The following is a 23,427-nucleotide window of genomic DNA, read 5'->3' on the forward strand; positions in this document are numbered from 1 at the left end:
CTACACCCTCTCGATGATGGTCGCGTTGGCGGTCCCCGACGCCTCGCAGATGGTCTGCAGACCGTATCGCCCGCCCGAGCGCTCGAGCTCGTGCAGCAGGTCGGTCAGCATCCGCGCGCCGGTGGATCCGAGCGGGTGCCCGATCGCCACCGATCCGCCGTTGACGTTGAGCTTGTCGTCGGGCACGCCGAAGGTCTTCTGGAACATCAGCGGTACGCCGGCGAACGCCTCGTTGACCTCGAAGAGGTCGATGTCGTCGATCTCCAGCCCGGCCTGCTTCAGCGCCTTGCGGGTCGCGGGCAGCACCGCGGTGAACTGGATGATCGGGTCGTCGGCCGCGACCGCCAGGGCGCGCAGCCGGGCCCGCGGACGCAGGCCGTGGGCGGCGGCGTACTCCTCGCTGGTGATCAGCAGTGCGGCGGCGCCGTCGGAGATCTGCGAGGAGTTGCCGGCCGTCGTCGCGCCGTCCTCGGCGAACACCGCGCGCAGGGCGGCCATCTTCGCGGGGTCGAGCTCCCGGCGGATGCCCTCGTCGCGGTCGACCGCCGGGCTGGTCGGGTCGAGCGGGTCGGTGGTGATCGGCACCAGCTGCTCGCGGAACCGGCCGGCGTCGGTGGCCGCGAGCGCTCGCCGGTGGCTGCGGATCGAGTAGCCGTCGAGGGCCTCGCGGGAGAGCTCGAACCGGGTGTTCATCAGCTCGGACGACGCACCCTGGGCGAGCAGGCCGCCGTCGTAGCGGGCGAGCTCGAGCGGTGCGTACTGCGGACCGAGGGCGGCGCCGGGCTGGAAGGCGTTGGGCAGCGGCGTCTGCGACATCGACTCGACGCCGCAGGCGATGACGACGTCCATCGAGCCGGCCATGATCGCCTGCGCCGCGAAGCTGACCGCCTGCTGCCCCGAGCCGCACTGCCGGTCGAGGGTCACCGCCGGGACGGACTCGGGGAGGCCGGCCGACAGCACCGCGTGCCGGCCGAGGTTGCCCGACTGGTGCTCGTGCTGCATGGCGCAGCCGGCGATCACGTCCTCGATGTCGTCGGGGCGGATGCCGCTGCGCTCGACGAGGTACCGCAGGGTGTGGCCCAGCAGGTCGACGGGGTGCCACTTGGCGAGGGCGCCGCCCCGACGCCCCACCGGGGTCCGTACGGCGTCGACGATGACGGCTTCGGGCATCGGGCCTCCTACAGTGCGAGTCGTTGCCGGTACTATACATCTGTACAGCCCACTGGTCATGAGTACACTTGGCGGATCATGCAGACGCCCCAGGACGACCTCACCGCGAAGGCGCGGATCCGCAACGTGGCGCTCGAGCTGTTCGCCACCAGCGGGCTGGCCGGGGCCCCGCTGCGCGCGATCGCCGACCGGGCGGGCGTGACCGTCGGCCTGATCACCCATCACTTCGGGTCCAAGGACGGGTTGCGGGTCGCCGTCGACCAGTACGTCGTCGACACCTACCGGCACGCGCTCGAGGCGATCCCGCTGGACACCCCCGGCCTGGCGGCCGAGCGCGACCGCAGCGTCGCGCAGATGCTGCGTGCCGAGCCCGCGATCGCCGCGTACCTGCGCCGCGCGTACCTCGATCCGATCGACGGCGGCGTGCTCGACCGGCTCACCGACCTCACCCTGGAGGAGGTCCGCCGGCTGCGCGCCCGGAAGCTGGCCTCGGTCGCGCGCACCGAGCAGGTGCAGGCGACGCACGTCATCGTCCGGCAGCTCGGCGACCTCCTGCTGCAGCCGCTCGCGGACCGGGTCTGGCGGCGGCTCACCGGACAGGACGAGGCCGCACCTCGGGTCTCGACCGGCATCGGCGCGGCGTCCGGCTCGTGACGGCGCGCCGCGCTCGGCCGGCGCGGGCGGCGAGCGCCGGACCGCGGGCGGCGCGAGCGCCGGGTTGCGCGGCGTGTCAGGCTAGCCTCGAGATCAGCGGTCCGCCGCCGGCGTACCGCTTCGGACTCTAGGAGCACGCATGAGCCGTCGCTGGGCACTCGACGAGGACGAGCTGGTCGAGTACGTCCAGCAGCTGGTGAGGATCGCGAGCGTCTTCGACACCGGTCCGCCGTACTCGATCGAGCAGCCGCACACCGAGGCCGAGGCGGCGGAGGCCGTCGCGGCGAAGATGCGCGAGTGGGGCTGGGACCCCATCGTCGAGGAGGTCGTCCCCGGCCGGCCCAACGTGGTCGCCGTGCTCGACTGCGGCCTGCCCGGCCCGACCCTGATGTTCGAGGGGCACACCGACGTCGTGAGCGAGGGCGACCGCGCCGAGTGGTCCTTCGAGCCGTACGGCGCCGAGATCCGCGACGGGCGGCTGCTCGGCCGCGGATCGGCGGACATGAAGGCGGGGCTCGCCGCCGCGATGTACGCCGCCAGGGCGGTGCAGCAGGCCGGCGACTTCCCCGGCCGGATCGTCGTCGCGGCGCTGTGCGACGAGGAGGGGATGATGATCGGCGCGAAGCACTTCGCGCAGCAGCCGCTGGCGAAGCAGATCGACGGGGTCGTCGTGTGCGAGCCGGAGGACTACGAGGTGTGCGCCGTCAGCAAGGGCGCGATCCGCCTCAAGGTGACGGTGCACGGCAAGATGGCGCACGGCGCCATGCCGCAGCACGGGCGCAACCCGGTGCCCGTCGCCGCTCGGATCATCGTCGCGCTCACCGACCTGCAACGCCGGCTGCAGGAGCGCAACGGCACCCACGAGCACCTCGGCGACGACTACCTGACCACCACCGTGGTGCAGGGCGGCGACCCCGACCAGCTCAACGTCATCCCCCGCCAGGCGTACTTCCTCTGCGACATCCGCACCACACCGGCGGTCGACCACGAGGACCTGCTGTTCCAGATCCGGCAGATCGTCGAGGAGACCGCCCTCGCGGCCGACTGCAAGGCCGAGGCGGAGGTGATCGACAACCGGCCGCCCGTGGACACCCCGGTCGACACCCCGGTCGTCGCGGCGCTGGTGCAGGCGCACGTCAACGTCGTCGGCGCCCAGCCGGCGTACGGCGGGGTGCCCGGCACGACCGACGGCACCATCCTGGTGCGCGACGCGGCGCTGCACAGCGTGGTCTACGGCCCTGGGGACAAGTGGATCGCGCACCAGGCCGACGAGTGGGTCGGCGTCGAGGACATCAAGGTCTGCGCCCAGGTGTACGCCGAGACGGCATCGATTTTCCTGAATGGAGCGAAGTAATGGCGAACTACCCTGCCGGGCTGCCGATCGGGGACGAGTGGGTGCCGGTCGCGACGTACGACGACGTGCTGTTCCCGTACGACGGCGCGGTAGTCGGCCAGGCGCCCATCGGATCGAAGGAGCTCGCTTCGAAAGCTGTGGATATCGCTGTGGAGAACCGCGCGGCGATGGCCGCGCTGCCCTCCCACGTGCGGGCCCGCGCGCTACGCCTCGCACACGAGAGGTTCCTCGCCCACCAGGAGGAGATCGAGCAGCTGCTCGTGCAGGAGACCGGCAAGCCGCTGGTCGACTGCAAGGTCGAGACGGCGCGCTCGGCACTCACCCTCGCGACCGCGGCCGAGGAGGTCGCGCGGCTGCACGGCGAGACCGTGCCCCTCGACGTCATCCCCGCCGGCGAGGGGCTGATCGGGTTCTGGACCCGCAAGCCGATCGGGGTGGTCGTCGGCATCACCGGCTTCAACTATCCGGTGCTGCTGGCCTGCCACAAGCTCGCCCCGGCCGTCGCGGCCGGCTGCCCCGTCGTCGTGAAGCCGCCGCCGCAGGCGCCGCTGGCCACCTTGTGGCTCGTCCACCTCATGCGGGAGGCGCTCGTCGAGGCCGGCGGCCCGGCAGCCGGCATCCAGCTGGTGACCGGCGGGGTCGAGGTCGGCGAGGCGCTGACGACCGACCCGCGGATCGGCATGGTGTCGTTCACCGGGTCCGCGGCCGTCGGCCACCACATCGCGCGCGCGGCCGCGCCCCGCAAGGTGGTCCTGGAGCTCGGGTCGAACGCCGCGCTCGTCGTCGCCGCCGACGCCGACCTGGACGCCGCCGCCGACGCGGTGATCCGTGGCGGGTTCTACGCCAACGGACAGGCCTGCATCTCCGTGCAGCGAGTCCTCGTCGAGCAGGCCGTGGCCGATCGGTTCGCATCGAAGGTCGTCGATGCTCTGGACCGCGTGGTGGTGGGCGACCCCCGGTCGCCCGACACCCGGGTGGCGCCGCTGATCGACGCGGGCTCGACCGAGCGGGTGCAGGCGTGGGTGGACGCCGCAGTGGCGGCGGGCGCCACCGTCCTCGCCGGGGGTGCCACCGACGGCCGCACGGTGCAGCCCACCGTGCTGACGGACGTCCCCGAGGACGCCGACGTCTGGTGCGAGGAGATCTTCGGCCCCGTGGTCGCGCTGCGCGCCGTCCCCGACCTTCCCACCGCGTACGCGATGGTCAACAACTCCCGCTACGGCCTGCACTGCGCGGTGTACACCTCGTCCCTGGACACCGCGTTCGCCGCCATCGATGCGATCGAGGCCGGTGGGGTGGTCGTCAACGAGGTGCCGGGCTTCCGCTCCGACATCGCGCCGTACGGCGGAGTCAAGGACTCCGGCATCGGTCGCGAGGGTCCGCGCTTCGCGATCGAGGAGATGACGGTGACCCGGATGGCCACCATCCGGCCCCGGCCGTAGATGCCTTGACGGGCATATTCTTTCGGGGTTAACTAGGAGGCGTGCTGGATTCTGTCTGGACCGCCCTCGCCGAGCCGCGACGCAGAGAGCTGCTCGCCGCGATGAACGGTGCCGAACGCACCGTCACCGAGTTGGCGCGGCGCACCGGGCTGAGCCAGCCCGCGACGTCCAAGCACCTGAAGGTGCTGCGCGACGCCGGCCTGGTGACCGTGCGCCGGCATCGACAGACGCGGTGGCACTCGATCGACCCGGAGGTCTTCGACGACCTCGCGGGCTGGGTCGACCCGTACCGACGCCGCTGGAACGGCGCTCTCGACCGGCTCGACGAGCGGCTGGCCGAGACCTCCGGCGAGACGACCGAGGAGAGCTGAGGACATGAGCGAGATCCGTAATGACGGAACGTACGTCGAGGTCGGTGGGCGGCCCGCCGTCCGCTTCGAGCGGCGCTACCCGTACCCGGTCGAGCGGCTGTGGCAGGCGGTGACCGACCCCGGCGAGCTGCGGCACTGGTTTCCCAGCCCGAACGTCGAGTACGACCCCCGCGAGGGCGGCCGGATCTCGCTGACCGGCGATCCGTACGACCCCGAGGGCTCGGTGGGCACCGTCCTCATCTGGGACCCGCCGCACCGGTTCGCGTTCGAGTGGGGCGAGGACCAGCTGCACCTGACGATCGCGCCGGACGGCGACGGCTGCCGGCTCGAGCTGCTCGATCTGCTCGCCACCCGCGGCGGCGCGGCCCGCAACGGCACCGGCTGGGACTTCTGCCTCGCCGGCCTGGGCCGCCACCTCGCCGGAACCGACGGGGACGACGGTGACTTCCTGCCGGTGCTGCAGCAGTACATCGACGCCGGGCTGCCCGATGACGGCTGGCGCCCCGGCGACGGCACCCCGCCGCCTGGCACCTGAGCCGGTGGCACTCGACCCCACAGCGCCAGGGTCCGGTGGCAGCCCGAGCGGGATCCAGGGGCGGCGCGCGGCGGAACGGGCGCCGACCCGCGCCGGCGTACCGTCCCGAATGACGAGCGGAGGTCCGCATGGCGACATTCATCCTGATCCCGGGCGCCGGCGGCGCCGGCCTCGCCTACTGGGGCGACGTCGTCGCCGATCTGCGCCGGCGTGGGCATCTCGGGGTGCCGGTGGAGATCCAGGCGGACGACCCGGCCCTCGGGCTCCCGGAGTACGCCGCGATCACCGATGCCGCGATCGGCACGCATCGCGACGTGGTGCTCGTGGCTCAGTCGATGGGCGGGTTCACCGCTCCGATGGTCGCCCAGCGGGAGGCCGTGCGCCGCATCGTGCTGCTCAACGCGATGATCCCGCTGCCGGATGAGTCACCCGCCGACTGGTTCCAGACCACCGGCGCCGAGGCCGCCCGCCGCGCCGCGAACGCGGCGGCCGGGCTCCCGGCCGAGCTGAGCATCGAGGAGCTGTTCCTGCACGATCTGCCGCCGCAGGCCGTGGCGGAGATGCGCGGCGCCGACCGCGAGCCGGCCGCCACCCCGTTCGGGCAGCCGTGCACGTTCGAGGCGTGGCCGGACGTGCCGATCCACGTGCTCGTCGCCGCCGAGGACCGGATGTTCCCGGCGACCTTCCAGCAGCGCATCGCGCGCGACCGGCTCGGCATCACGGCCGACTTCATGCCCGGCGGCCATCTGGTGGCGCGCAGCCGCCCCCACGAGCTGGTCGACCGGCTCGTCGGCTACCTCGACGCCTGACCGCTCCGGGCCCGCGTGCCGGGCGCTTCCCGCCGGCCCGAAGGCTGAACCGCCTCGGCTAGGCCGGGCTCGGCGTCACGTCGACCTCCACCTCGCGCCAGGCCTTCTCGACCGCCCGGTACTGGGCGGACTCCGCGCCGTGCAGCGTCTGCGCCGCCGTGAGGGTGGCCGAGGCGAACCGGGCGAAGTCGGCGTCCTTCGGAAGGCCGCCCTCGAGGACGGCGTGGTACCAGATGGGCCCCGCTCCCTCCCACGAGGAGCCGCCGATGGCCGTCGCGGCCAGGTAGAACGCGCGATTGGGGATCCCGGAGTTGATGTGCACGCCGCCGTTGTCGTGCGCCTCGTCGTGCGGAAGATCGGCGTACCCGGACATCGAGGCCGGCTGCGGGTCCTTGCCCAGGTGCGGGTCGTCGTACGCGGTTCCGGGCGCCTTCATCGAGCGCAACGCGACGCCGTGCACCTTGGCGGTGAACAGCCCCTCGCCGATCAGCCAGTCGGCGTCATCGGCCTGCTGGCGCAGCACGCGTTGCTTGACCATCGAGCCGAAGCAGTCCGAGAGGGACTCGTTGAGCGCACCGGACTGCCCGACGTACGTGAACCCGGCGGTGTACTGGGTGAAGCCGTGGGTCAGCTCGTGCCCGATGACGTCGACGGAGTTGGTGAACGACTGGAAGTACACGCCGTCGCCGTCGCCGAACACCATCTGCTCGCCGTCCCAGTAGGCGTTGTCGAAGTCGCGGTCGAAGTGCACGCTGGCGATCAGCGGCAGCCCGCGGCCGTCGAGGGAATCACGCCCGTACACATCGTGGAACAGCCGCCACGTCGCTCCCAGGCCGTCGTAGGCCTCGTCGGCCGATTCGTCACCGGAGGGCGCCGCGCCTTCCGCGCGTACCAAGTGCCCGGGCAGGTCGGTCTTCTGCAGGGCGTCGTACACCGACCGCCGAGGAGTCGCGGGCGGACGGGTCGCCGTGGCCGGCTCGCCGCCGGCTCGGGGGCGCTCGGGGCTCACCCGGCGCTGCGCGCGCTCCTGCAGGTCCGGCGGGACGAGCCCGGCGGTCCGCGGCAGCCCGCGGCGGTCGGCCCGTGCGCCGCGGACCTCGCGGCGGCCGATCACCTCGATGCCGATCGCGAGGGTGCGCTGCGCCGCTCGGACGACCCGCTCGTCGTCCGACTCGGCCAGGCGCCGCAGGATGTGCGGCGGGATGATGCCGCAGACGTGCGGCGCCGGCGTGGTGTTCATCGCCCCAGCATGCACCCCGTCACCGACACCTCGCGACGCCGCGAACCGCCGCCGCAGGCCTCAGACGCCGGGCTTGAGGTACGGCATCCAGGAGGCCACGCCGAGCTGGGCCTCCGCCGGGCGCAACGCCAGGTCGTCGCGGAGCGCCGTGAGCCGCCCGCGGATCTCCTCACCCGCGGTGGCGGCTCCGGCGGCGACGTGGTCCGGCGGGAAGCCGCGCGTCGCGAGCTCGGCGAGCGCACCGAGGGCGTGCAACCGGCTGACGATGAAGCCGACGTCGACGATGCGGCGCTGGCTGGGGCGATCGGGCAGCGAGACGTCGAGCTCGGCGCCCAGCTTCGCGAGGTCGACGCCCTCCGGGTAGTCGGCGCGCAGCTGCGCCCCGAGGTCGCTGGTTCCGCGCTTGCGCATCTGGTCGGTGGTCTTCGCCCCGATCTGCGCGTAGAGCACGTCGTTGGAGCCCTCGAAGATCTGGAACGGTCGGGCGTCGACGACGCTGCGCCCGGCGATGTGGTCGGTGGCGTAGCCGCGGGCGCCGACCAGCTGCAGCAGCGACTGCGCGGCGTCGTGCATGTAGTCCGAGCACACCGTCTTGGCGGCGTTGGACGCGACGGCCGCCCGCGACAGGTCGACGTCCGCCGCGGCGTGCTCCGCGGCGTACAGGCTCAGCGCCGACACCAGCGCCAGCCGCCCCTGGATCCGCGCGACCCGCGCCTGCACCTGGTCGTAGCCGATCAGCGGCGAGCCGGAGACGGTGCGCTCGCGGGTGTGCCGCACGGCCTCGTCGGCGATCCGGCGCAGGAACCCGATCGCCATGCCGGGGAACTGCATGCGGCTGTGGTGCAGCATGTCGAGCATCATCCGCAGGCCGCCGCGGCCACCGTCGAGCCGGTGATCGAGCGGCACCCGGACGTCGACCTTGTTGCGCCCGTACGGCAGGCCGTAGAGCCCCAGGTTCGGGTAGCGGCTGATGACCTCGATGCGCTGGTCGGCGTGGTCCTGCTCGCAGATGAACAGGTCGACGCCCTGGCTCAGGCCGCCGTCCTCGTTCATCGGGCGCGCCATGACCAGCCAGTAGTCGGCCCAGCCGGTGAGCCCGGCCCAGTGCTTGGTGCCCTGGATGGTGTAGCTCTGGCCGTCCTGGCGCCAGGCGGTCTGCATGGACAGCGCGTCGGTGCCGAAGTCCGGCTCGGTGATCATCAGCCCGCCCATCGCGTGGCCGGCGGCCATCCGCTTGAGCACGCGGCGTCCGACCTGCTCGTCGGCGTACTTCGCGACCGGCTGGATGAAGAGGGCGCCGTTGATGCCCATCATCAGGCCGAGCGACATCGACTGGTAGGACATCACGTCGAGCATGCCCTGGATCGCGACCGGCGAGTCGCCGAAGCCGCCGTACTGGTCCGGGATGAACGCGGAGAGCGGCTTGGCGGCCATGATGTCCCGGAGCACGAACGGCGGCAGGCCGCGGTTGCTTTCCATGAAGTCGGCGTCGACACGGCCGCGCATCACGCGGTTCACCGTCTCGTCGAGGTTCGCGAGGAAGTCCGCGATCGCGCTGTCGCGCGCGGACGCGCTCGTGGTCAGGACTCGGTCGGCTGTCGCCGTCATCGCACTCCTAGGGGGTTTGGGAAGCTCGGGGCTCGGCATAACCTACGGTACCGTAGCCGTAGGTTACGGTGTCGTAAGTGTGATCCTGGTGATCAAGTCGCCCCCCGCGCATACTGAGCGCATGTCCGCCGACGACGTGTTCGCGGGATCCATCCCGCAGCTGTACGACTCGGTCCTCGTGCCGATGGTGTTCCTGGACTATGCCGAGGAAGTGGCGCGCGCCGCGAGCGCCGGCGAACCGCGTGACGTGCTGGAGACCGCGGCCGGGACGGGCGTGCTGACCCGCACGATCCACCGGGTGCTGCCCCAGGCGAGGATCACCGCCACCGACCTCAACCCCGCGATGCTCGCCCGCGCCGCGGAGAGGCTGCCGGAGTCCGACCGGGTGCGCTGGCGGCCGGCCAACGCCCAGTCGTTGCCGTTCGACGACAGGTCCTTCGACGCGGTGCTGTGCCAGTTCGGCGCGATGTTCTTCCCCGACCGCCCTGGCGCCTACGCCGAGGTCCGCCGGGTCCTGCGGCCGGGCGGCCGGTTCGTCACGGCGACCTGGGGCGCTCTGGAGGACAACGAGGTGGCGCTCGTCGTCGAGGATGCGCTGCGCGAGCTGTACCCGGACGACCCGCCGGTGTTCTTCCGCCGGGTCCCGTTCGGCTACACCGATGCCGGGCTGATCCGGCACGAGCTGGAGGGCGCCGGGCTGCGGGACGTCGAGGTCCGGGAGGTGCGCTACCGCAACGCCCCGGCGTCCGCCCGCGAGATCGCGCTCGCGCACTGCCAGGGCACGCCGATGGCCAACGTGCTCGCCGAGCGGGGGCTGTCCCTTCCCCAGGTCACCGACGCGGTCACCGCGCTGCTGGAGCAGCGGCTGGGTACCGCGCCGTACGAGGGCCGGATCCTGGCCAACATCGCGACGGCCACCGCCTGACCCGCCCCCGCGACGACACTCTGCGGGGCAGCGGCACACGCTAGCGCCCCGATACCGTCACCGGCTGCCCCGCAGAAGGGCTCGGCTGTCGGTGCGGACGGCGATACTGCAGGCATGCTCTTCAGCGACGAGGCCCGGCGGGCACGGCTGGCCCGCCGGCACGCGATCCACCCGCGGCATCGGCTCGGCTCCCCGGCGGCGGTCGCCGATGCGCTGGGCGCCCTGCACGCCACCGAGGCGCACGCCGTCCATCTCGCCGTCGCCGCCCGCACCGACGGCGTGTCCGCCGCGGACGTCGATCGCGCGCTGTACGTCGAGCGCAGCCTGGTCAAGCAGCTGGCGATGCGCCGCACGCTGTTCGCGTTCCCGCGCGACCTGCTGCCGGCGACGCTCGGCAGCGCCTCCGCCCGCGTCGCGGCCCAGCAGCGCGTGCTGATCGCGAAGGACGTCCAGAAGCACGGCGTCACCGACGACGGCCCGGCGTGGGTCGAGCGGGCGTGCGCCGCCGTCCTCGCCCGGCTCGCCGACGGCGAGGCGCTGACCGCCCGGGAGCTGCGCGAGCAGCTGCCCGAGCTCGACGGGCGTTCGGTGGCGGGAGCCCGGAAGTGGGACGTGTCGACGCCGTTCGCGCCGCGCGTGCTGACCCTCCTCGGCGCCGAGGGCCGCATCGTCCGCGGCGAGAACGACGGCCACTGGCGCACCTCCCGGCCGCGCTGGATGCTGACCGAGAGCTGGCTGGGCGAGCGTCCGGAACCGCTGGACGAACGCTGCGGCTACGCCGAGCTGGTACGCCGGTGGCTGGGCGCCTTCGGCCCCGGGACGGAGGCCGACCTGGCGTGGTGGCTCGGCGCGACGAAGGCCGCCGTCCGCGCCGCGCTCGCGGACGTCGCAGCCCAGACCGTCGAGCTGGAATCCGGCGCCACCGGCTACGTCCTGCCCGGGGACGACCAGCCCGACGAGCCGGACGGCGGCTGGGCGGCGCTGCTGCCGGTACTCGACCCGAGCACCATGGGCTGGAAGGTGCGCGACTTCTACCTGCCGCCGGCGTACGTCCCGGAGCTCTTCGACGGCAACGGCAACGCCGGCTCGACCGCCTGGCTCGACGGGCGCGTGGTGGGCTGCTGGGTGCAGGACGACGCGGGCCGCGTCCAGGTCGTCCCCGTCGAGCCGATCCCCGCCGCGGGCCGCCGGCTGCTCGAGGCCGAGGCCGAACGGCTCACCGCCTTCCTGGACGGCGTCGTCATCCGAAACATCTACAAGTCCCCGCTGACGCTGCGTTCCGCGGTGCAGTAGCGCACGCTATCCGCGCCCGATCGTGCACCACTGCCCCGCAGATCACCACACGGCGACGTTGCGCCGACCGCGCGGAGTGGGAAGATGTGTGGCATGCCTGTCAACATCCCTCGTGATCTCCCCGCGCGCGCCACGCTCGAGGCGGAGAACATCTTCGTGATGTCCGATGAGCAGGCCAGCCATCAGGACATCCGACCGCTGAAGATCGCGATCCTCAACCTGATGCCCCTCAAGATCGCCACCGAGACGCAGTTGCTGCGGATGCTCGGCAGCACCCCGCTGCAGGTGGAGGTCACCCTGCTGCACATGGCGACCCACGAGTCCCGCAACACCTCGCCGGCGCACCTCGACGCGTTCTACGCGACCTGGGAGGACGTCCAGGACGAGTACTTCGACGGACTGATCATCACCGGCGCGCCCATCGAGAAGCTGCCCTTCGAGGACGTCGGCTACTGGCCGGAGATGACGCAGATCCTCGACTGGAGCCGCGACCACGTCTTCTCGACCATGCACGTCTGCTGGGGAGCGCAGGCGGCGCTGTACCACCACTACGGCGTCGGCAAGCACGAGCTGCCGGAGAAGATCTTCGGGGTCTTCGACCACGAGGTGCTCAAGCCGCGCGCGAAGCTGCTCAGCGGGTTCGACGAGCGGTTCGTCGCGCCGCACTCGCGGCACACCGACGTCCGGGCGGACGAGATCGAGGCCACCGGCAAGATCGAGCTGCTGGCGATCAGCGAGGAGGCCGGCGTCTTCCTGGCCGCCACGCCCGACTGCCGGCAGGTGTTCGTCACCGGGCATCCGGAGTACGACAGCGACACGCTCGACCTGGAGTACCGGCGCGACCTCGCCAGCGGCCAGCAGATCGCGGTGCCCAAGCACTACTTCCCGAACGACGACCCCTCGCAGAAGCCGGTCATCCGGTGGCGAGGGCACGGCTTCCTGCTGTACGCCAACTGGCTGAACTACTGCGTGTACCAGGAGACGCCGTTCGACCGCAGGGCGATGCGCCGCGACTGAGCCGCGCCCACGCGACCCGGATCCACCGACCGAGAGGACACCCTCAGCGATGACCGACCCGACCGCGGCCCCGGCGAGCTACGCCTCCCTGTTCGACCTGACCGGCAAGCGCGCGATGGTGGTCGGGGGCGCGTCGGGCATCGGCCGCGAGGTCGCCCGGGGGCTGGCCGACCACCACGCCCAGGTCGTCGTCGCCGATCGCAACCTCGACGGCGCGCGGGAGACCGCGGCGCTGCTCGCCGACGGCACGGCCATCGAGCTCGACGTCCTGGACGTCACGCAGATCGACCGGGCGGCCGCCGAGCACCCCGACCTCGACGTGCTGGTCTTCACGGCCGCGACCAACGTGCGCAAGCGGGTCGTCGACTACTCGCCCGAGGAGCTGGACCGGGTCATCGACCTCAACCTCAAGGCGTCCTTCCACCTGGTCCGGGCGTTCGGGTCGGCGATGGCCCGGCGCCCGAACGGCGGCTCGATCATCGGCTTCTCGTCGATCCGGGCGGTGGCCGTCGAGCCCGGGCAGTCGGTGTACGCCGCCACCAAGGCCGGCGTCATCCAGCTGCTGCGCACCGCGGCGGCCGAGCTGGGCCCGCAGCGGGTGCGCTGCAACGCCATCGCCCCCGGCGTGGTCACCACCGCGCTGACCCAGCAGATCCGCGACGACAAGGCGTGGAACGACGCGTACGCGCAGAAGTCCGCGCTCGGCCGCTGGGCGGCGCCGCACGAGATGGTCGGCGCGGCGGTCTACCTCGCCAGCGACGCCGCGAGCTTCGTGACCGGCTCGGTGCTGTTCGTCGACGGCGGCTGGACCGCGATCGACGGCCGGTTCGAGCCACCCAACTAGCCCCTCACCGACGTCCACCCGCCCGCCGGCGGATCTGCGGGGCAGCCGGTGACGCTCGCCGCCCGATATCGTCACCCGCAGCCCCGCAGATCGTCGGAGAGGACGTGCCATGGGTGTACCGGCGAGGCCGGCCGACGATCCGGCCGCCTGGTTCACGCGCCCCACCCTGCGCGGCGGCCACGTCACGCTGCGTCCGCTGCGTCTCGCGGACGCCGAGGCGTGGCCGGCGCTGCTCGGCGACGAGGCCACGGCTCGGGAGGTGTGGGCGTGGATGACCGTCGCCCGGCCGCGCGATGCCGAGCAGGCGCGCGCGGTGGTGCGGGCGCACCTGCAGCGGCAGGACGATCGCCAGTCGGTGTGCTTCACGCAGACCACGCCGCGGGACGACGCGCCGATCGGGATGACCAGCTTCTACGACATCGATCCGGCCGTGCGCACCCTCGCGATCGGCTGGACGTGGATCGCCAAGCCGTACTGGGCGAGCGGTGTCAACACCGAGGCCAAGCTGCTGTTGCTGAGCCGGGCGTTCGACGAGCTGGGTGCGGCACGGGTGGTGTGGCACGTCGACATCAACAACGCCCGCTCGCAGGCAGCGGTGCGCGCGCTCGGCGCGGTGCAGGAGGGGATCCTGCGCAAGCACCGCATCCGCCCCGACGGCAGCTGGCGCGACACCGTGCAGTTCTGCATGACGGACGACGACTGGCCGGCCGCGCGTGCGGCGTTGCGCATTCGGCTGGCAGCGAAAGCCCGAACGGGGCCGCGCGAGGTTTCGTAGTGTGGAGCCATGTCTGATCTGTCCACGCCGAACGAGCTGCTCGAGCGGCTCGCCCAGCACACCGCCGACATCGAGCGCCGCGCCGCCGAGGATTCGGGCTTCGAGCCGTACGCCGTGCTCGGGCTGCACGCCGACGTCCGGCCCTACCTCGACAACTGGGCGTCGTACAACACCGAGCAACGCACCGTGATCGCCGAGACGGTCAACTACATCACGCAGGTCGCCGATCCGTTCGCGGACGCCGGCGCCGACGGCTACGACGACGACCGGGCGATGGTGGCCGAGCTCCCGGGGCGCATCAAGGCGCTGGCCGACCCGGAGTAGCGGACCCGCTCGGGGGGCGCGGCGGATGACGCCGGCGAGCATCGACCGCGCTATGCGCCGGCCCGCGGGTCGGTGTCCGTCGGGTCGTAGTCGGCGGCATCGCTCATCGGCACGCTGAGCGCGTCGCGGGCGAACCGGGGGACGATGAACAGGCCCGACGCCTCGACCGTCACCCGGCCCTCTGCGTCCAGCACCTGGCCGCGCACGTAGGTGCGCCAGCCTGCGACCCGCTCCAGCCAGGCCTCGGCGGTGAGATCCTGCTGCAGCGGCGACGGTCGCCGGTACGAGACCTCCAGGGACGCCGTCATGCCCGGCCGGCCGGCCAGCGGCGGGACCGACCCGAGCACCTGGTCGAGCACCAGCGCCAGGACGCCGCCGTGCACGTGCCGCGGCGGCCCCTCGTAGGCCGCGCCCAGGTTGAACCGGCAGGTCACCCGCTTGGCCGCCTTGTCCCGCTCCATCCGCAGCGGCGGCGCGAACGCGTTGCGGCGGCCGACCGCGGGATTGCCCGGGTCGCGCAGCCGCCCGTCGCTGCTGACCTGCAGCCCGACCGGTCCGTCGTGCGCGTCCGCGAGCAGCCGCCGGCCGACGGCACGGACCTCCGCCGTCAGCGCGTCGAGGTCGGCGACGTCGACGCGGGTGCGGATCGTCGCGTCGAGCAGCTCGCGGACCGCGTCCGCGAGCGCCTCGTGGGCGCGCTCCTTCTCGCGAAGCCCCTCCGGGTCCTCGACCTCGACAGTGACCGGCACGAATCCATCTGACACCCGCTCATTGTCCGCCAGCCGGGCGCGTCGGCGTCGCGCGGGGCGGCCACGGCCGGCTCCCGGGGTTGCCCGCCGGGCTACCCTCGGCGTATGGGAACGATCCACATCAGCCACTGGGGAACGTTCGAGGCAGAGGTGCAGGACGGGCGCATCACGGCCGTCACGCCGTACTCCGACGACCCCGACCCGCACCGCATCATCGAGAACGTCGTCGCGATGCAGGACCACCCGACGCGCATCGACCGGCCGTACGTGCGCCGCGGATGGCTCGAGAACGGCCCGGGGCCCAGCGAGCGGCGCGGCCGCGACGAGTTCGTGCCGGTCTCCTGGGACCGGGCGCTCGACCTCGTCGCCGCCGAGCTGCGCAGGCTGTACGACGGGCCCGGACCGGAGTCGATCTACGGCGGCTCCTACGGCTGGTCCAGCGCCGGCCGGTTCCACCACGCCCAGTCCCAGCTCAAGCGCTTCCTGTCCGCGGCCGGCGGCTACGTCGGGCACGTCAACAACTACAGCTTCGGCGCCTCGGCGCCGTTCCTGAGCCACGTCATCGCCACCGAGGCGCAGTGGGAGACGAAGGCGACGACCTGGAAGTCGATCGCGGAGAACGCCGAGCTCATCGTCGCCATCGGCGGTCTGGCCCGCAAGAACTCCGGCATCGCCAACGGCGGCGCCATTCGCCATGACCTGGTCGGCTGGCTGGAGCAGGCCCGCGCCAACGGGGCCGAGGTGGTCAGCCTCTCGCCGCTGCGGGACGACCTGCCGGTCGAGGGCCGCTGGATCCCGGTCCGTCCGGCCTCCGACGGCGCGCTGCTGCAGGCGGTGGCGCACACCCTCGTCGAGGAGGATCTGTACGACAAGGAGTTCATCGCCAACTACACGGTCGGCTTCGACCTGTTCGCCCAGTCCCTCGAGGGGCGCACCCCCGAGTGGGCGGCGGAGCAGTGCGGCGTGCCGGCCGAGCAGATCCGCGAGCTGGCCCGCGAGATGGCAGCCAAGCGCACGTTCCTGACGATGTCGTGGTCGATGCAGCGCCAGCAGTACGGCGAGCAGACGATGTGGCTCGGCGTGTGCGTGGCCGCGTTGCTCGGGCAGATCGGCCTGCCCGGTGGCGGCTTCGGGCACGGCTACGCGAGCACCAACCGGGTCGGGCACAGCGAGATGGCGCTGGGGCTGCCGACGTTCAGCAAGGGGCACAACCCGGTCCGGACGTTCATCCCCGTCAGCCGCATCTCCGACATGATGCTGCAGCCCGGCCGGCAGTACTCCTACGACGGCAAGACCCTCACCTACCCGGACATCAAGCTGGTCTATTGGGCCGGCGGCAACCCGTTCCACGCGCACCCGGACCTGAAGCGGCTGCGCGAAGCATTCAGCCGCATCGATACGTTCGTGGTCCAGGAGTCGGCGTGGACGGCCACCGCCCGGCACGCCGACATCGTGCTGCCGGCGACGCTCTCGATCGAGCGCGACGACCTCGGGGCCGCGGTCACCGAGGACAAGCTGGTCCCGATGCGCCAGATCGTCCAGCCGTACCGGGAGGCGCGCGACGACTACTGGATCCTCCAGCAGCTCGCGCGCAGGCTCGGCTGCGATGACGCGTTCTCCGAGGGCAAGACGGTCATCGAGTGGCTGCAGTGGATGTACGAGCGGTTCGTCGCGAAGTACGCCTCCCGGGGGCACGAGCTGCCGACGTGGGAGCAGTTCTGGGGCGGCGGCCGGCCCATCGACGTCCCCAAGTCCGATCCCGACCGCGTGATGCACAGCGAGTTCCGCGCCGATCCCACCGGCGCGCCGCTGCGCACCCCCAGCAAGCGCATCCACCTGCAGTCGGACGAGATCGAGGAGTTCGGCTACGACGACTGCCCGGGGACGCCGACCTGGAAGGCACCGGACGACTGGGCCAACCGCGCCGACTATCCGCTCGCCCTGATCGCCAACCAGCCCAAGACGCGGCTGCACAGCCAGCTCGATCCCGGCGGCTACTCGGCCGCGTCGAAGGTGGCCGGGCGCGAGCCGATCCGCCTGCATCCCGCGGACGCGGCCGAGCGGGGCATCGCCGACGGCGACGTCGTGAAGGTCTCGAGCCCGCGCGGCTTCTGCCTGGCGGGGGCCATGCTGTCCGAGGACCTGATGCGCGGTGTCGTACAGCTCTCGACGGGTGCCTGGTACGACCCCGACGACGACGGCAACTGCATGCACGGCAACCCCAACGTGCTGCTCAAGGACATCCCGACCTCGAAGTTCAGCCGCGGCAACGTCGGACAGCACGTGCAGGTGCAGGTCGAGAAGTACGCCGGCAGCCCGCCGCCGGTGACCGTGTGGTCGCCGCCGCGCATCGCCGGCTAGCCGGCTGCGCCGCCTTGCTCGGCCATCAGCCGGGCAAGCGCCTGGGAGGCCGCGCCGACCTCGTGACCGAGCGGCACGGTGGCGCCGCCCACGACGTCCTGCTGTGCCCCGCCGAGCGCCACCAGCGTGCCCGGGTGGGCGTGTTGGACGGCCTGGACGAGCTGCTGCGCGGCCGGCACGTCGCCCGCCCGTGGCACGGCCAGCACGATCGCCGTCGCCTCGCGGGCGGCGACCGCCGCCACCCAGTCGGCGACCGGCAGGTCGGCGCCGAGGTAGTCGACGGACAGGCCGCGTCGGCGGGCGGCGATCGCGAAGCTCAGCGCGCCGATCTCGTGCCGCGCGCCCGGCGGCAGGCCGACCAGCACGCGTGGCCCGGTCTCGTGCGCGCCGGCTGCCTCGAAGCCGACGGCCAGCCGGCGCATGACGGCGTTGGAGGCGAGATGCTCGCCGGCCACGCTGACCGAGCCGTCTGCCCACGCCTCACCGAGGGCTCTCATCGCCGGAAGGACGTGGGTGTCCGCGACGGTCTCGTGGCCGCCGGACGCGAACATCTCGTCCAGGCTGGCGGCGAGCCGCTCGGCGTCCAGCGCGGCCGCGGCCGCCAGCAGCTCCGCGCGGAGCTCGGGCCGGGGGGCCCGCGCGCCGGGCGGCGGATCGACGTCGGGTAGCCGCTCGACGCGGGCTCGCGCCTCGCTGGCCGCGAGACTCGGCGTCCAGCCGGCAGCGACCAGGCGCGCCATCTCGGCGAGCACGCGTAGGTCGGCCTCGTCGTAGAGCCGGTATCCGCCTTCGCTGCGCGTGGGGGTGACCACGCCGTACCGGCCCTCCCAGGCCCGCAGGGTGGCGGCGCTGATGCCCAGCCGGGCCGCGGCTGCCTTGATCGTCAGCACCGCGCCGCCCCCGCTGGGCGGGACCTCGCCGCGCGGTCCGTCATGTCGTCCGCACCATGGGCTGCGCCTCCAACTTTCGACAATCCTTTGACAAAGGTTACACGGACCTTCTACAGTTTGTCGAAGGTTCTCGCATACCAAACCGCATCCGGCGGCCGCGACGAACACCGGGCATGCGCAGGGCGCGCACGCACCGCCAGAGACCAGGAGGACGTCGATGTCCGTTCCCACCCGGCCGAGCGTCGCCGTGATCGGCGCCGGAGTGTCCGGCCTCAGCGCCGCCTACCTGCTGCGGCGCAACCACGACGTGACGCTCTTCGAGTCCGACGGCCGGGTCGGCGGGCACGCCCACACCCACGACGTGACCGGGTCGCGGTCCCAGCCGCTGCACATCGACACCGGCTTCATCGTGATGAACGACAAGACCTACCCCAACCTGCTGAGGCTGTTCGGTGAGCTCGGCGTGCAGACCCGCCCTGCCGAGATGAGCATGAGCATCTCGTGCCAGGAGTGCGGGCTCTCGTACGCCGGCGGCAGCGGCGTCGGCGGCATCCTGGCCCAGCCGGGACGGCTGCGGGACTCCCGGTTCCGCAGCCTGCTGGCCCAGGTGCCGCAGTTCCACCGCGACGCGCGCCGGCTGCTGGCCAGCACCCAGCAGGCGGACCTCGAGCTCACGTGGGGCCAGTTCCTGCAGCGGGGGGCGTACGGTGCCTACTTCGTCGAGCACTTCGCCATACCGCTGGTCTCCTGCGTGTGGTCGTGCGGGCACCAGGATGCCGAGAGCTATCCGGCACGGCACCTCTTCCAGTTCCTCGAGCACCACGGCATGCTGCGGATCACCGGCTCCCCCACCTGGCGCACCGTGGTCGGCGGCTCGCGCACCTACGTCTCGCGGATCGTCGAACGGCTCGACGACGTGCGGATCGGCTCCGCGGTGACGGCGGTGGAACGCCACGACGACGGCGTCGACGTCCGCTCGGCGAGCGGCCTGGAACGGTTCGACCGGGTCGTCGTGGCCACCCACGCCGATCAGGCCCTGGACCTGCTGGCGGACGCGACTCCGGACGAGAAGACCGACCTGATGGCGATCCGCTACTCCACGAACGAGACGTGGCTGCACACCGACGAGTCGGTGCTGCCGACGCTGCGGCGAGCGCGGGCCTCCTGGAACTACCGCCTCCCCACGTGCCGCGGCAACACCGACGACGTGACCGTGAGCTACTGGATGAACCGCCTGCAGGGACTGGACGACGACGTCGAGCACCTGGTGACGCTCGGCGCCAGCGGACGGGTCGACCCGGAGCGGGTGACGGCGAGAATGACGTACACCCACCCGATCTTCACCGCCGCGGCGGTGGCCGCGGCGGAGCGGCTGCGGGACTCCGGCGGCGACCGGCTGGCGTTCGCCGGCGCGCACCTCGGCTGGGGGTTCCACGAGGACGGCTGCCGCTCCGGGATCGCGGCGGCCGCGAAGTTCGGGGCGACGTGGTGAGAATCGCCAGCGTGCCCGAGGTTCCGGCGCTCGTCGTCGGCGAGGTGCGGCACACCCGGCGGCAGCCGATCCGCCACGGCTTCCGCAACCGGACCTACCAGTGGCTGGTGGACGTCGAGGACCTGCCGCGGCTGCCCCGGTGGATCCGGCCGCTGGCCCGCTTCGACGTGGCCGACCACCTCGACGGCGCGCGCCTCGGCGGCGGGATCCGTGGCGACCTCGCCCGCTTCCTGGCCGGCCGAGGGGTGTTCCTGGCAGCCGACGATCGCGTGCTGATGCTCGCGAACGCCCGGGTCCTCGGCCACGTCTTCGACCCGCTGACCGTGTTCTGGTGCCTGCGCCCCGACAACTCCGTGGTCGCCATCGTCTTCGAGGTGCACAACACCTACGGCGAGCGGCATGCCTACCTGCTGGACGTCGACGACGCAGGTCGCGCGCAGCTGCCGAAGACCTTCTATGTCTCGCCGTTCAACGACGTCACCGGCCACTACGACGTCCGCACCCGGTTGACCGATCAGGTCGTCTCGACCACGATCGCGCTCACCCGCGACGGCGAGGCCGCCTTCAGCGCCTCGACGCGCGGCACGCCGCGCCGAGCCACCGTCCCCGCGCTGCTGCGCGCGGCGCTCACCCACCCGCTCATGACCCAGCGGACGAGTGCGCTGATCCGCCTGCACGGAATCTGGCTATGGTTGCGACGACTGCCGATCATGCCCCGACCGCCGCACTCCCCGGAGGCCGTCCGATGAGCACAGTGACACTGCGCGACCGACGCTGCTGGATCGTCGGGGCCTCGAGCGGCATCGGGGCCGCACTCGCCACCGAACTGCGCGCCCGCGGAGCCCACGTCGCCATCAGCGCTCGCCGCGCGGATCGGCTCGAGGGGGTGTCGCGAGGGGACATGGTCACCGTTCCCTGCGACGTCACCGATCCCGCGGCGGTCGCCACGGCGGCGGCGAGCGTGGAGGCGCAGCTCGGTGGGATCGACCTGGTGGTCTGGAGTGCCGGGATGTGGGGGCAGCTGGACGCCCTGCAGTGGGACCGCGAGTCGTTCGCCGAGCACGTGGAGGTCAACCTCCTCGGCCTGAACAACGTGCTCGCCGCGGTGGTGCCGCAGATGGTGGCCCGCGGCGCCGGCCAGATCGTCGGAATCGCCTCGGTCGCCGGCTACCGCGGCCTGCCCGGCGCCGAGGCGTACGGCGCGACGAAGGCGGCCCAGCTGGTCCTGCTGGAGTCGCTGCGCGCCTCCTTGGCGAAGCGCAACGTCGCCGTCACGACCGTCGCGCCGGGCTTCGTGCGCACCGAGATGACGGAGTCCAACTCCTTCCCGATGCCGTTCATCATCGATCCCGACGAGGCGGCCCGCGCGATCGCCGACGGGCTCGAGAAGGGGCGGCACGAGATCGTCTTCCCGCTGCCGATGGCGGTGCTGATGAAGGTGGCCAGGCTGCTGCCGCAGCGCGCATGGGACGCGATCGCGGCCCGCTTCGCCGCAGGGAGGCGTCGATGAGCACCGCCCTGATGTGGTTTCGCCGGGACCTGCGCCTGAGTGATCACCCCGCGCTGCAGGCCGCGGCCGAGGTGGCCGGCGACGTCCTGCCGTTGTTCGTGCGCGATCCGGCGCTCACCTCCTCCGGCGGCGCGCGTACCGCCCGGCTCGAGGCGTCCCTGGGCGCGCTGCGCGGCGGCACCGACGACGCGCTGGTGATCCGGACCGGCGACCCGTCGCTCATCGTCCCGCAGGTCGCCGCCGAGGTGGGCGCCGAGCGGGTGTTCATCTCCGCGGAGACCACGCCGTACGGCCGCCGCCGCGATTGCGCGGTGCACCGAGCGCTCGCGGCGGACGGTCGCGAGCTGGTCGCCGTCGGCAGCCCGTACGCGGTCACCCCCGGCCGGGTGCGCAACGGCGACGACGGGCCGTACCGGGTCTTCACCGCCTTCCGGAAGGCGTGGTCCCGGCACGGCTGGCCGCAGCCTGCCGGCGACGCCCGACCCAGCTGGCGCACCGGGCTCGCCAGCGAGCCGCTGGACCCGATCGACGGCGTGGACGCCGGCGAGCGGGCGGCGTTGCGGCGCTGGCGCGAGTTCCTGGACACCGACCTGGCCTCCTACGACGAGGGACGGGACCGCCCCGACCTGCACGCGACGAGCCGGATGTCGGCCGCCCTCAAGTACGGCGAGATCCATCCGCGCACGCTGCTGGCCGACCTCGCCGACCTACGCGGCGAGCATCGCGAGGCCACCGACCGCTACGTCACCGAGCTGGCGTGGCGGGAGTTCTACGCGGACGTGCTGTTCCACGACCCCGGCTCCGCGTGGCGCGACTGGCGGCCGGAGCTGCGCAGTATCCGCTACGACCACGACGACGCGCTGGTCGAGGCGTGGCGCACGGGCCGCACCGGCTATCCGTTCGTCGACGCCGGCATGCGCCAGCTGCTGGCCGAGGGGTGGATGCACAACCGGCTGCGGATGGTGACGGCGAGCTTCCTCGTGAAGGACCTGCACGTGTGGTGGCCGGTGGGGGCCCGCTACTTCCTGCAGCACCTGCTGGACGGTGATCTCGCCTCGAACAACCACGGGTGGCAGTGGGTGGCCGGTACCGGCACCGATGCGGCGCCGTACTTCCGCGTCTTCAACCCGGTGCTGCAGGGCCAGCGCTTCGATCCGGACGGCGAGTACGTCCGGCGCTGGGTGCCCGAGCTCAGGCACCTCAAGGGCGCCGACGCGCATGAGCCGTGGCGTCACGACGACGGCTACCGCGACGGCTACCCCCAGCGCGTCGTCGACCACGCCGAGGAGCGGCGGGAGGCCCTGCAGCGCCTCGACGAGCTCAAGGCGCGGCGCCCTTGATCTCGCCGATCGCCGAGCTCCGCCGCTTCATCGCGGCGGCGCTCATCGTGCCGGTACGGCCCCGGCCGCCGGCGGTCGGACGCCGCGAGCTGACCCGCCGCCGCGTGATCGCCGGGCTGACCATCGTCGCCGGGGCCGTCCTGCTGACCCTCACGGTCCGCACCGAGCCCGGCAGCACCGCCTTCTTCGTCCTCGGGCTGGTGCTCGCCGCGGTGTGGCTGGTCGGCGCGGTGGCGTCGGGACCGCTGCGGCTGGGTACCGCGAGAACGCGTGCGGGCGGCCGGTCGCTCGCCGTCGTGCAGTCGCTGGCGCTGGCCGCCGCGCTGATCGCGCTGTTCCTGGCCGGCGCACTCGTCGTCGCGCAGCTGCCCGGGCTGCGCAACCCGGTGCTGGCGCTGCTCGAGCACAACACCGGCCCGCAGATCCTCGTCGTTCTGGTGACCGTCGTCAACGGGATCGCCGAAGAGGTGTTCTTCCGCGGCGCGCTCTACTCCGCAATCGGCGCCAGCGTCCCGGCCGTGGTGATCACGACGCTGCTCTACGGGCTGACCACCGTGGGCAGCGGGGTCCCGCTGCTGTCGCTCGCCGCGGTCATGCTCGGCGTGGTGACCGCCCTGCAGCGGCGGGTCACCGGAGGCGTGCTCGGCCCCATCATCACGCACGTGACCTGGTCGGTCGCGATGCTGCTGCTCCTGCCCCTAGTACTCGATCTCGCGAGGTGAGG

23 protein-coding genes are annotated in these 23,427 nt (G+C 72.5%); 18 read left to right on the forward strand and 5 right to left on the reverse strand.

Translation table 11 applies throughout. The features are described from left to right. A complete protein-coding gene (locus F8A92_RS06585) occupies positions 1 to 1,170 on the reverse strand; it encodes a thiolase family protein (protein WP_153504364.1) in 1,170 nt (389 codons plus the stop codon). Positions 1,171 to 1,248: 78 nt separating this feature from the next. Between F8A92_RS06585 and F8A92_RS06590 the strand changes: the two genes are divergently transcribed. The 6 genes from F8A92_RS06590 to F8A92_RS06615 all read left to right on the forward strand — a co-directional run bounded on the left by F8A92_RS06590 (position 1,249) and on the right by F8A92_RS06615 (position 6,335). Beyond that, positions 1,249 to 1,824, forward strand: a complete 576-nt coding sequence (locus F8A92_RS06590) for a TetR/AcrR family transcriptional regulator (protein WP_153504365.1) — start codon at positions 1,249 to 1,251, stop codon at positions 1,822 to 1,824. Positions 1,825 to 1,963: 139 nt separating this feature from the next. Further along, entirely contained in the window at positions 1,964 to 3,178 is a 1,215-nt protein-coding gene (locus F8A92_RS06595; RefSeq protein WP_153504366.1) for a M20 family metallopeptidase, read from the forward strand. After that, a complete protein-coding gene (locus tag F8A92_RS06600; protein WP_153504367.1) occupies positions 3,178 to 4,620 on the forward strand; it encodes an aldehyde dehydrogenase family protein in 1,443 nt (480 codons plus the stop codon). The genes F8A92_RS06595 and F8A92_RS06600 overlap by 1 nt, the downstream gene beginning before the upstream one ends. A 41-nt stretch (positions 4,621 to 4,661) precedes the next feature. Continuing rightward, positions 4,662 to 4,991 carry an ArsR/SmtB family transcription factor gene (locus F8A92_RS06605; RefSeq protein ID WP_228389264.1) on the forward strand — a complete coding sequence of 110 codons (330 nt, stop codon included), beginning with the start codon at positions 4,662 to 4,664 and terminating at the stop codon, positions 4,989 to 4,991. A 4-nt stretch (positions 4,992 to 4,995) separates the two neighbouring features. After that, positions 4,996 to 5,526: an SRPBCC family protein gene (locus F8A92_RS06610; RefSeq protein ID WP_153504368.1), complete on the forward strand. Its 531-nt coding sequence runs from the start codon at positions 4,996 to 4,998 to the stop codon at positions 5,524 to 5,526. Between the two features lie 128 nt (positions 5,527 to 5,654). Then, positions 5,655 to 6,335, forward strand: a complete 681-nt coding sequence (locus tag F8A92_RS06615) for an alpha/beta hydrolase (protein ID WP_153504369.1) — start codon at positions 5,655 to 5,657, stop codon at positions 6,333 to 6,335. A 58-nt stretch (positions 6,336 to 6,393) separates the two neighbouring features. Here the strand turns inward: F8A92_RS06615 and F8A92_RS06620 are convergent, their stop codons facing one another. Both F8A92_RS06620 and F8A92_RS06625 read right to left on the reverse strand, forming a co-directional pair. Then, entirely contained in the window at positions 6,394 to 7,575 is a 1,182-nt protein-coding gene (locus F8A92_RS06620; RefSeq protein WP_153504370.1) for a M4 family metallopeptidase, read from the reverse strand. A gap of 60 nt (positions 7,576 to 7,635) precedes the next feature. Then, positions 7,636 to 9,183 (reverse strand): acyl-CoA dehydrogenase family protein, encoded by a 1,548-nt coding sequence (locus F8A92_RS06625; protein WP_194291386.1) that lies wholly within the window; start codon positions 9,181 to 9,183, stop codon positions 7,636 to 7,638. 121 nt (positions 9,184 to 9,304) lie between these two features. Here F8A92_RS06625 and F8A92_RS06630 point away from each other — a divergent pair, with 121 nt between their 5' ends. The 6 genes from F8A92_RS06630 to F8A92_RS06655 all read left to right on the forward strand — a co-directional run bounded on the left by F8A92_RS06630 (position 9,305) and on the right by F8A92_RS06655 (position 14,361). Then, positions 9,305 to 10,108: a class I SAM-dependent methyltransferase gene (locus F8A92_RS06630; protein ID WP_153504372.1), complete on the forward strand. Its 804-nt coding sequence runs from the start codon at positions 9,305 to 9,307 to the stop codon at positions 10,106 to 10,108. 114 nt (positions 10,109 to 10,222) lie between these two features. Next, positions 10,223 to 11,401, forward strand: a complete 1,179-nt coding sequence (locus F8A92_RS06635) for a winged helix DNA-binding domain-containing protein (protein ID WP_153504373.1) — start codon at positions 10,223 to 10,225, stop codon at positions 11,399 to 11,401. 93 nt (positions 11,402 to 11,494) lie between these two features. Then, positions 11,495 to 12,418, forward strand: a complete 924-nt coding sequence (metA, locus tag F8A92_RS06640) for a homoserine O-acetyltransferase MetA (RefSeq protein WP_153504374.1) — start codon at positions 11,495 to 11,497, stop codon at positions 12,416 to 12,418. Between the two features lie 49 nt (positions 12,419 to 12,467). Further along, positions 12,468 to 13,262, forward strand: coding sequence for an SDR family NAD(P)-dependent oxidoreductase (locus F8A92_RS06645; RefSeq protein WP_153504375.1), 795 nt, complete (start codon positions 12,468 to 12,470; stop codon positions 13,260 to 13,262). 109 nt (positions 13,263 to 13,371) lie between these two features. After that, positions 13,372 to 14,037, forward strand: coding sequence for a GNAT family N-acetyltransferase (locus F8A92_RS06650; protein ID WP_153504376.1), 666 nt, complete (start codon positions 13,372 to 13,374; stop codon positions 14,035 to 14,037). 9 nt (positions 14,038 to 14,046) lie between these two features. Continuing rightward, positions 14,047 to 14,361, forward strand: coding sequence for a hypothetical protein (locus tag F8A92_RS06655; RefSeq protein ID WP_153504377.1), 315 nt, complete (start codon positions 14,047 to 14,049; stop codon positions 14,359 to 14,361). 50 nt (positions 14,362 to 14,411) lie between these two features. Here the strand turns inward: F8A92_RS06655 and F8A92_RS06660 are convergent, their stop codons facing one another. After that, a complete protein-coding gene (locus F8A92_RS06660) occupies positions 14,412 to 15,125 on the reverse strand; it encodes a PaaI family thioesterase (protein ID WP_153504378.1) in 714 nt (237 codons plus the stop codon). 90 nt (positions 15,126 to 15,215) lie between these two features. On the opposite strand from F8A92_RS06660, the gene F8A92_RS06665 reads away from it, so the two are divergent. Beyond that, positions 15,216 to 17,471, forward strand: coding sequence for a molybdopterin-dependent oxidoreductase (locus tag F8A92_RS06665; RefSeq protein WP_153504379.1), 2,256 nt, complete (start codon positions 15,216 to 15,218; stop codon positions 17,469 to 17,471). On the opposite strand, the gene F8A92_RS06670 is transcribed toward F8A92_RS06665, so the two are convergent. Next, entirely contained in the window at positions 17,468 to 18,361 is an 894-nt protein-coding gene (locus F8A92_RS06670) for a MerR family transcriptional regulator (protein WP_153504380.1), read from the reverse strand. The two genes, F8A92_RS06665 and F8A92_RS06670, sit on opposite strands and share 4 nt — an antisense overlap. A gap of 217 nt (positions 18,362 to 18,578) precedes the next feature. Between F8A92_RS06670 and F8A92_RS06675 the strand changes: the two genes are divergently transcribed. From F8A92_RS06675 to F8A92_RS06695, 5 genes are read left to right on the forward strand one after another with little or no spacing between them, the layout of a single operon-like run. Next, the gene (locus F8A92_RS06675) at positions 18,579 to 19,853 is read left to right on the forward strand and encodes an NAD(P)/FAD-dependent oxidoreductase (RefSeq protein ID WP_153504381.1); all 1,275 of its coding nucleotides are present in this window, start codon (positions 18,579 to 18,581) and stop codon (positions 19,851 to 19,853) included. A gap of 11 nt (positions 19,854 to 19,864) precedes the next feature. Next, the gene (locus F8A92_RS06680; protein ID WP_228389265.1) at positions 19,865 to 20,602 is read left to right on the forward strand and encodes a DUF1365 domain-containing protein; all 738 of its coding nucleotides are present in this window, start codon (positions 19,865 to 19,867) and stop codon (positions 20,600 to 20,602) included. Then, complete coding sequence (locus F8A92_RS06685) at positions 20,599 to 21,363, forward strand: SDR family NAD(P)-dependent oxidoreductase (protein ID WP_153504383.1); 765 nt, start codon at positions 20,599 to 20,601, stop codon at positions 21,361 to 21,363. Before F8A92_RS06680 ends, F8A92_RS06685 begins: the two co-directional genes overlap by 4 nt. Next, on the forward strand, positions 21,360 to 22,703 hold the full coding sequence (locus tag F8A92_RS06690; protein WP_153504384.1) for a cryptochrome/photolyase family protein: 1,344 nt from the start codon (positions 21,360 to 21,362) through the stop codon (positions 22,701 to 22,703). The genes F8A92_RS06685 and F8A92_RS06690 overlap by 4 nt, the downstream gene beginning before the upstream one ends. Next, positions 22,700 to 23,425 (forward strand): CPBP family intramembrane glutamic endopeptidase, encoded by a 726-nt coding sequence (locus F8A92_RS06695; RefSeq protein ID WP_153504385.1) that lies wholly within the window; start codon positions 22,700 to 22,702, stop codon positions 23,423 to 23,425. Before F8A92_RS06690 ends, F8A92_RS06695 begins: the two co-directional genes overlap by 4 nt. Positions 23,426 to 23,427 lie beyond the last annotated feature (2 nt).

The organism is Cumulibacter manganitolerans (assembly GCF_009602465.1).
GTDB lineage: Bacteria > Actinomycetota > Actinomycetes > Mycobacteriales > Antricoccaceae > Cumulibacter > Cumulibacter manganitolerans.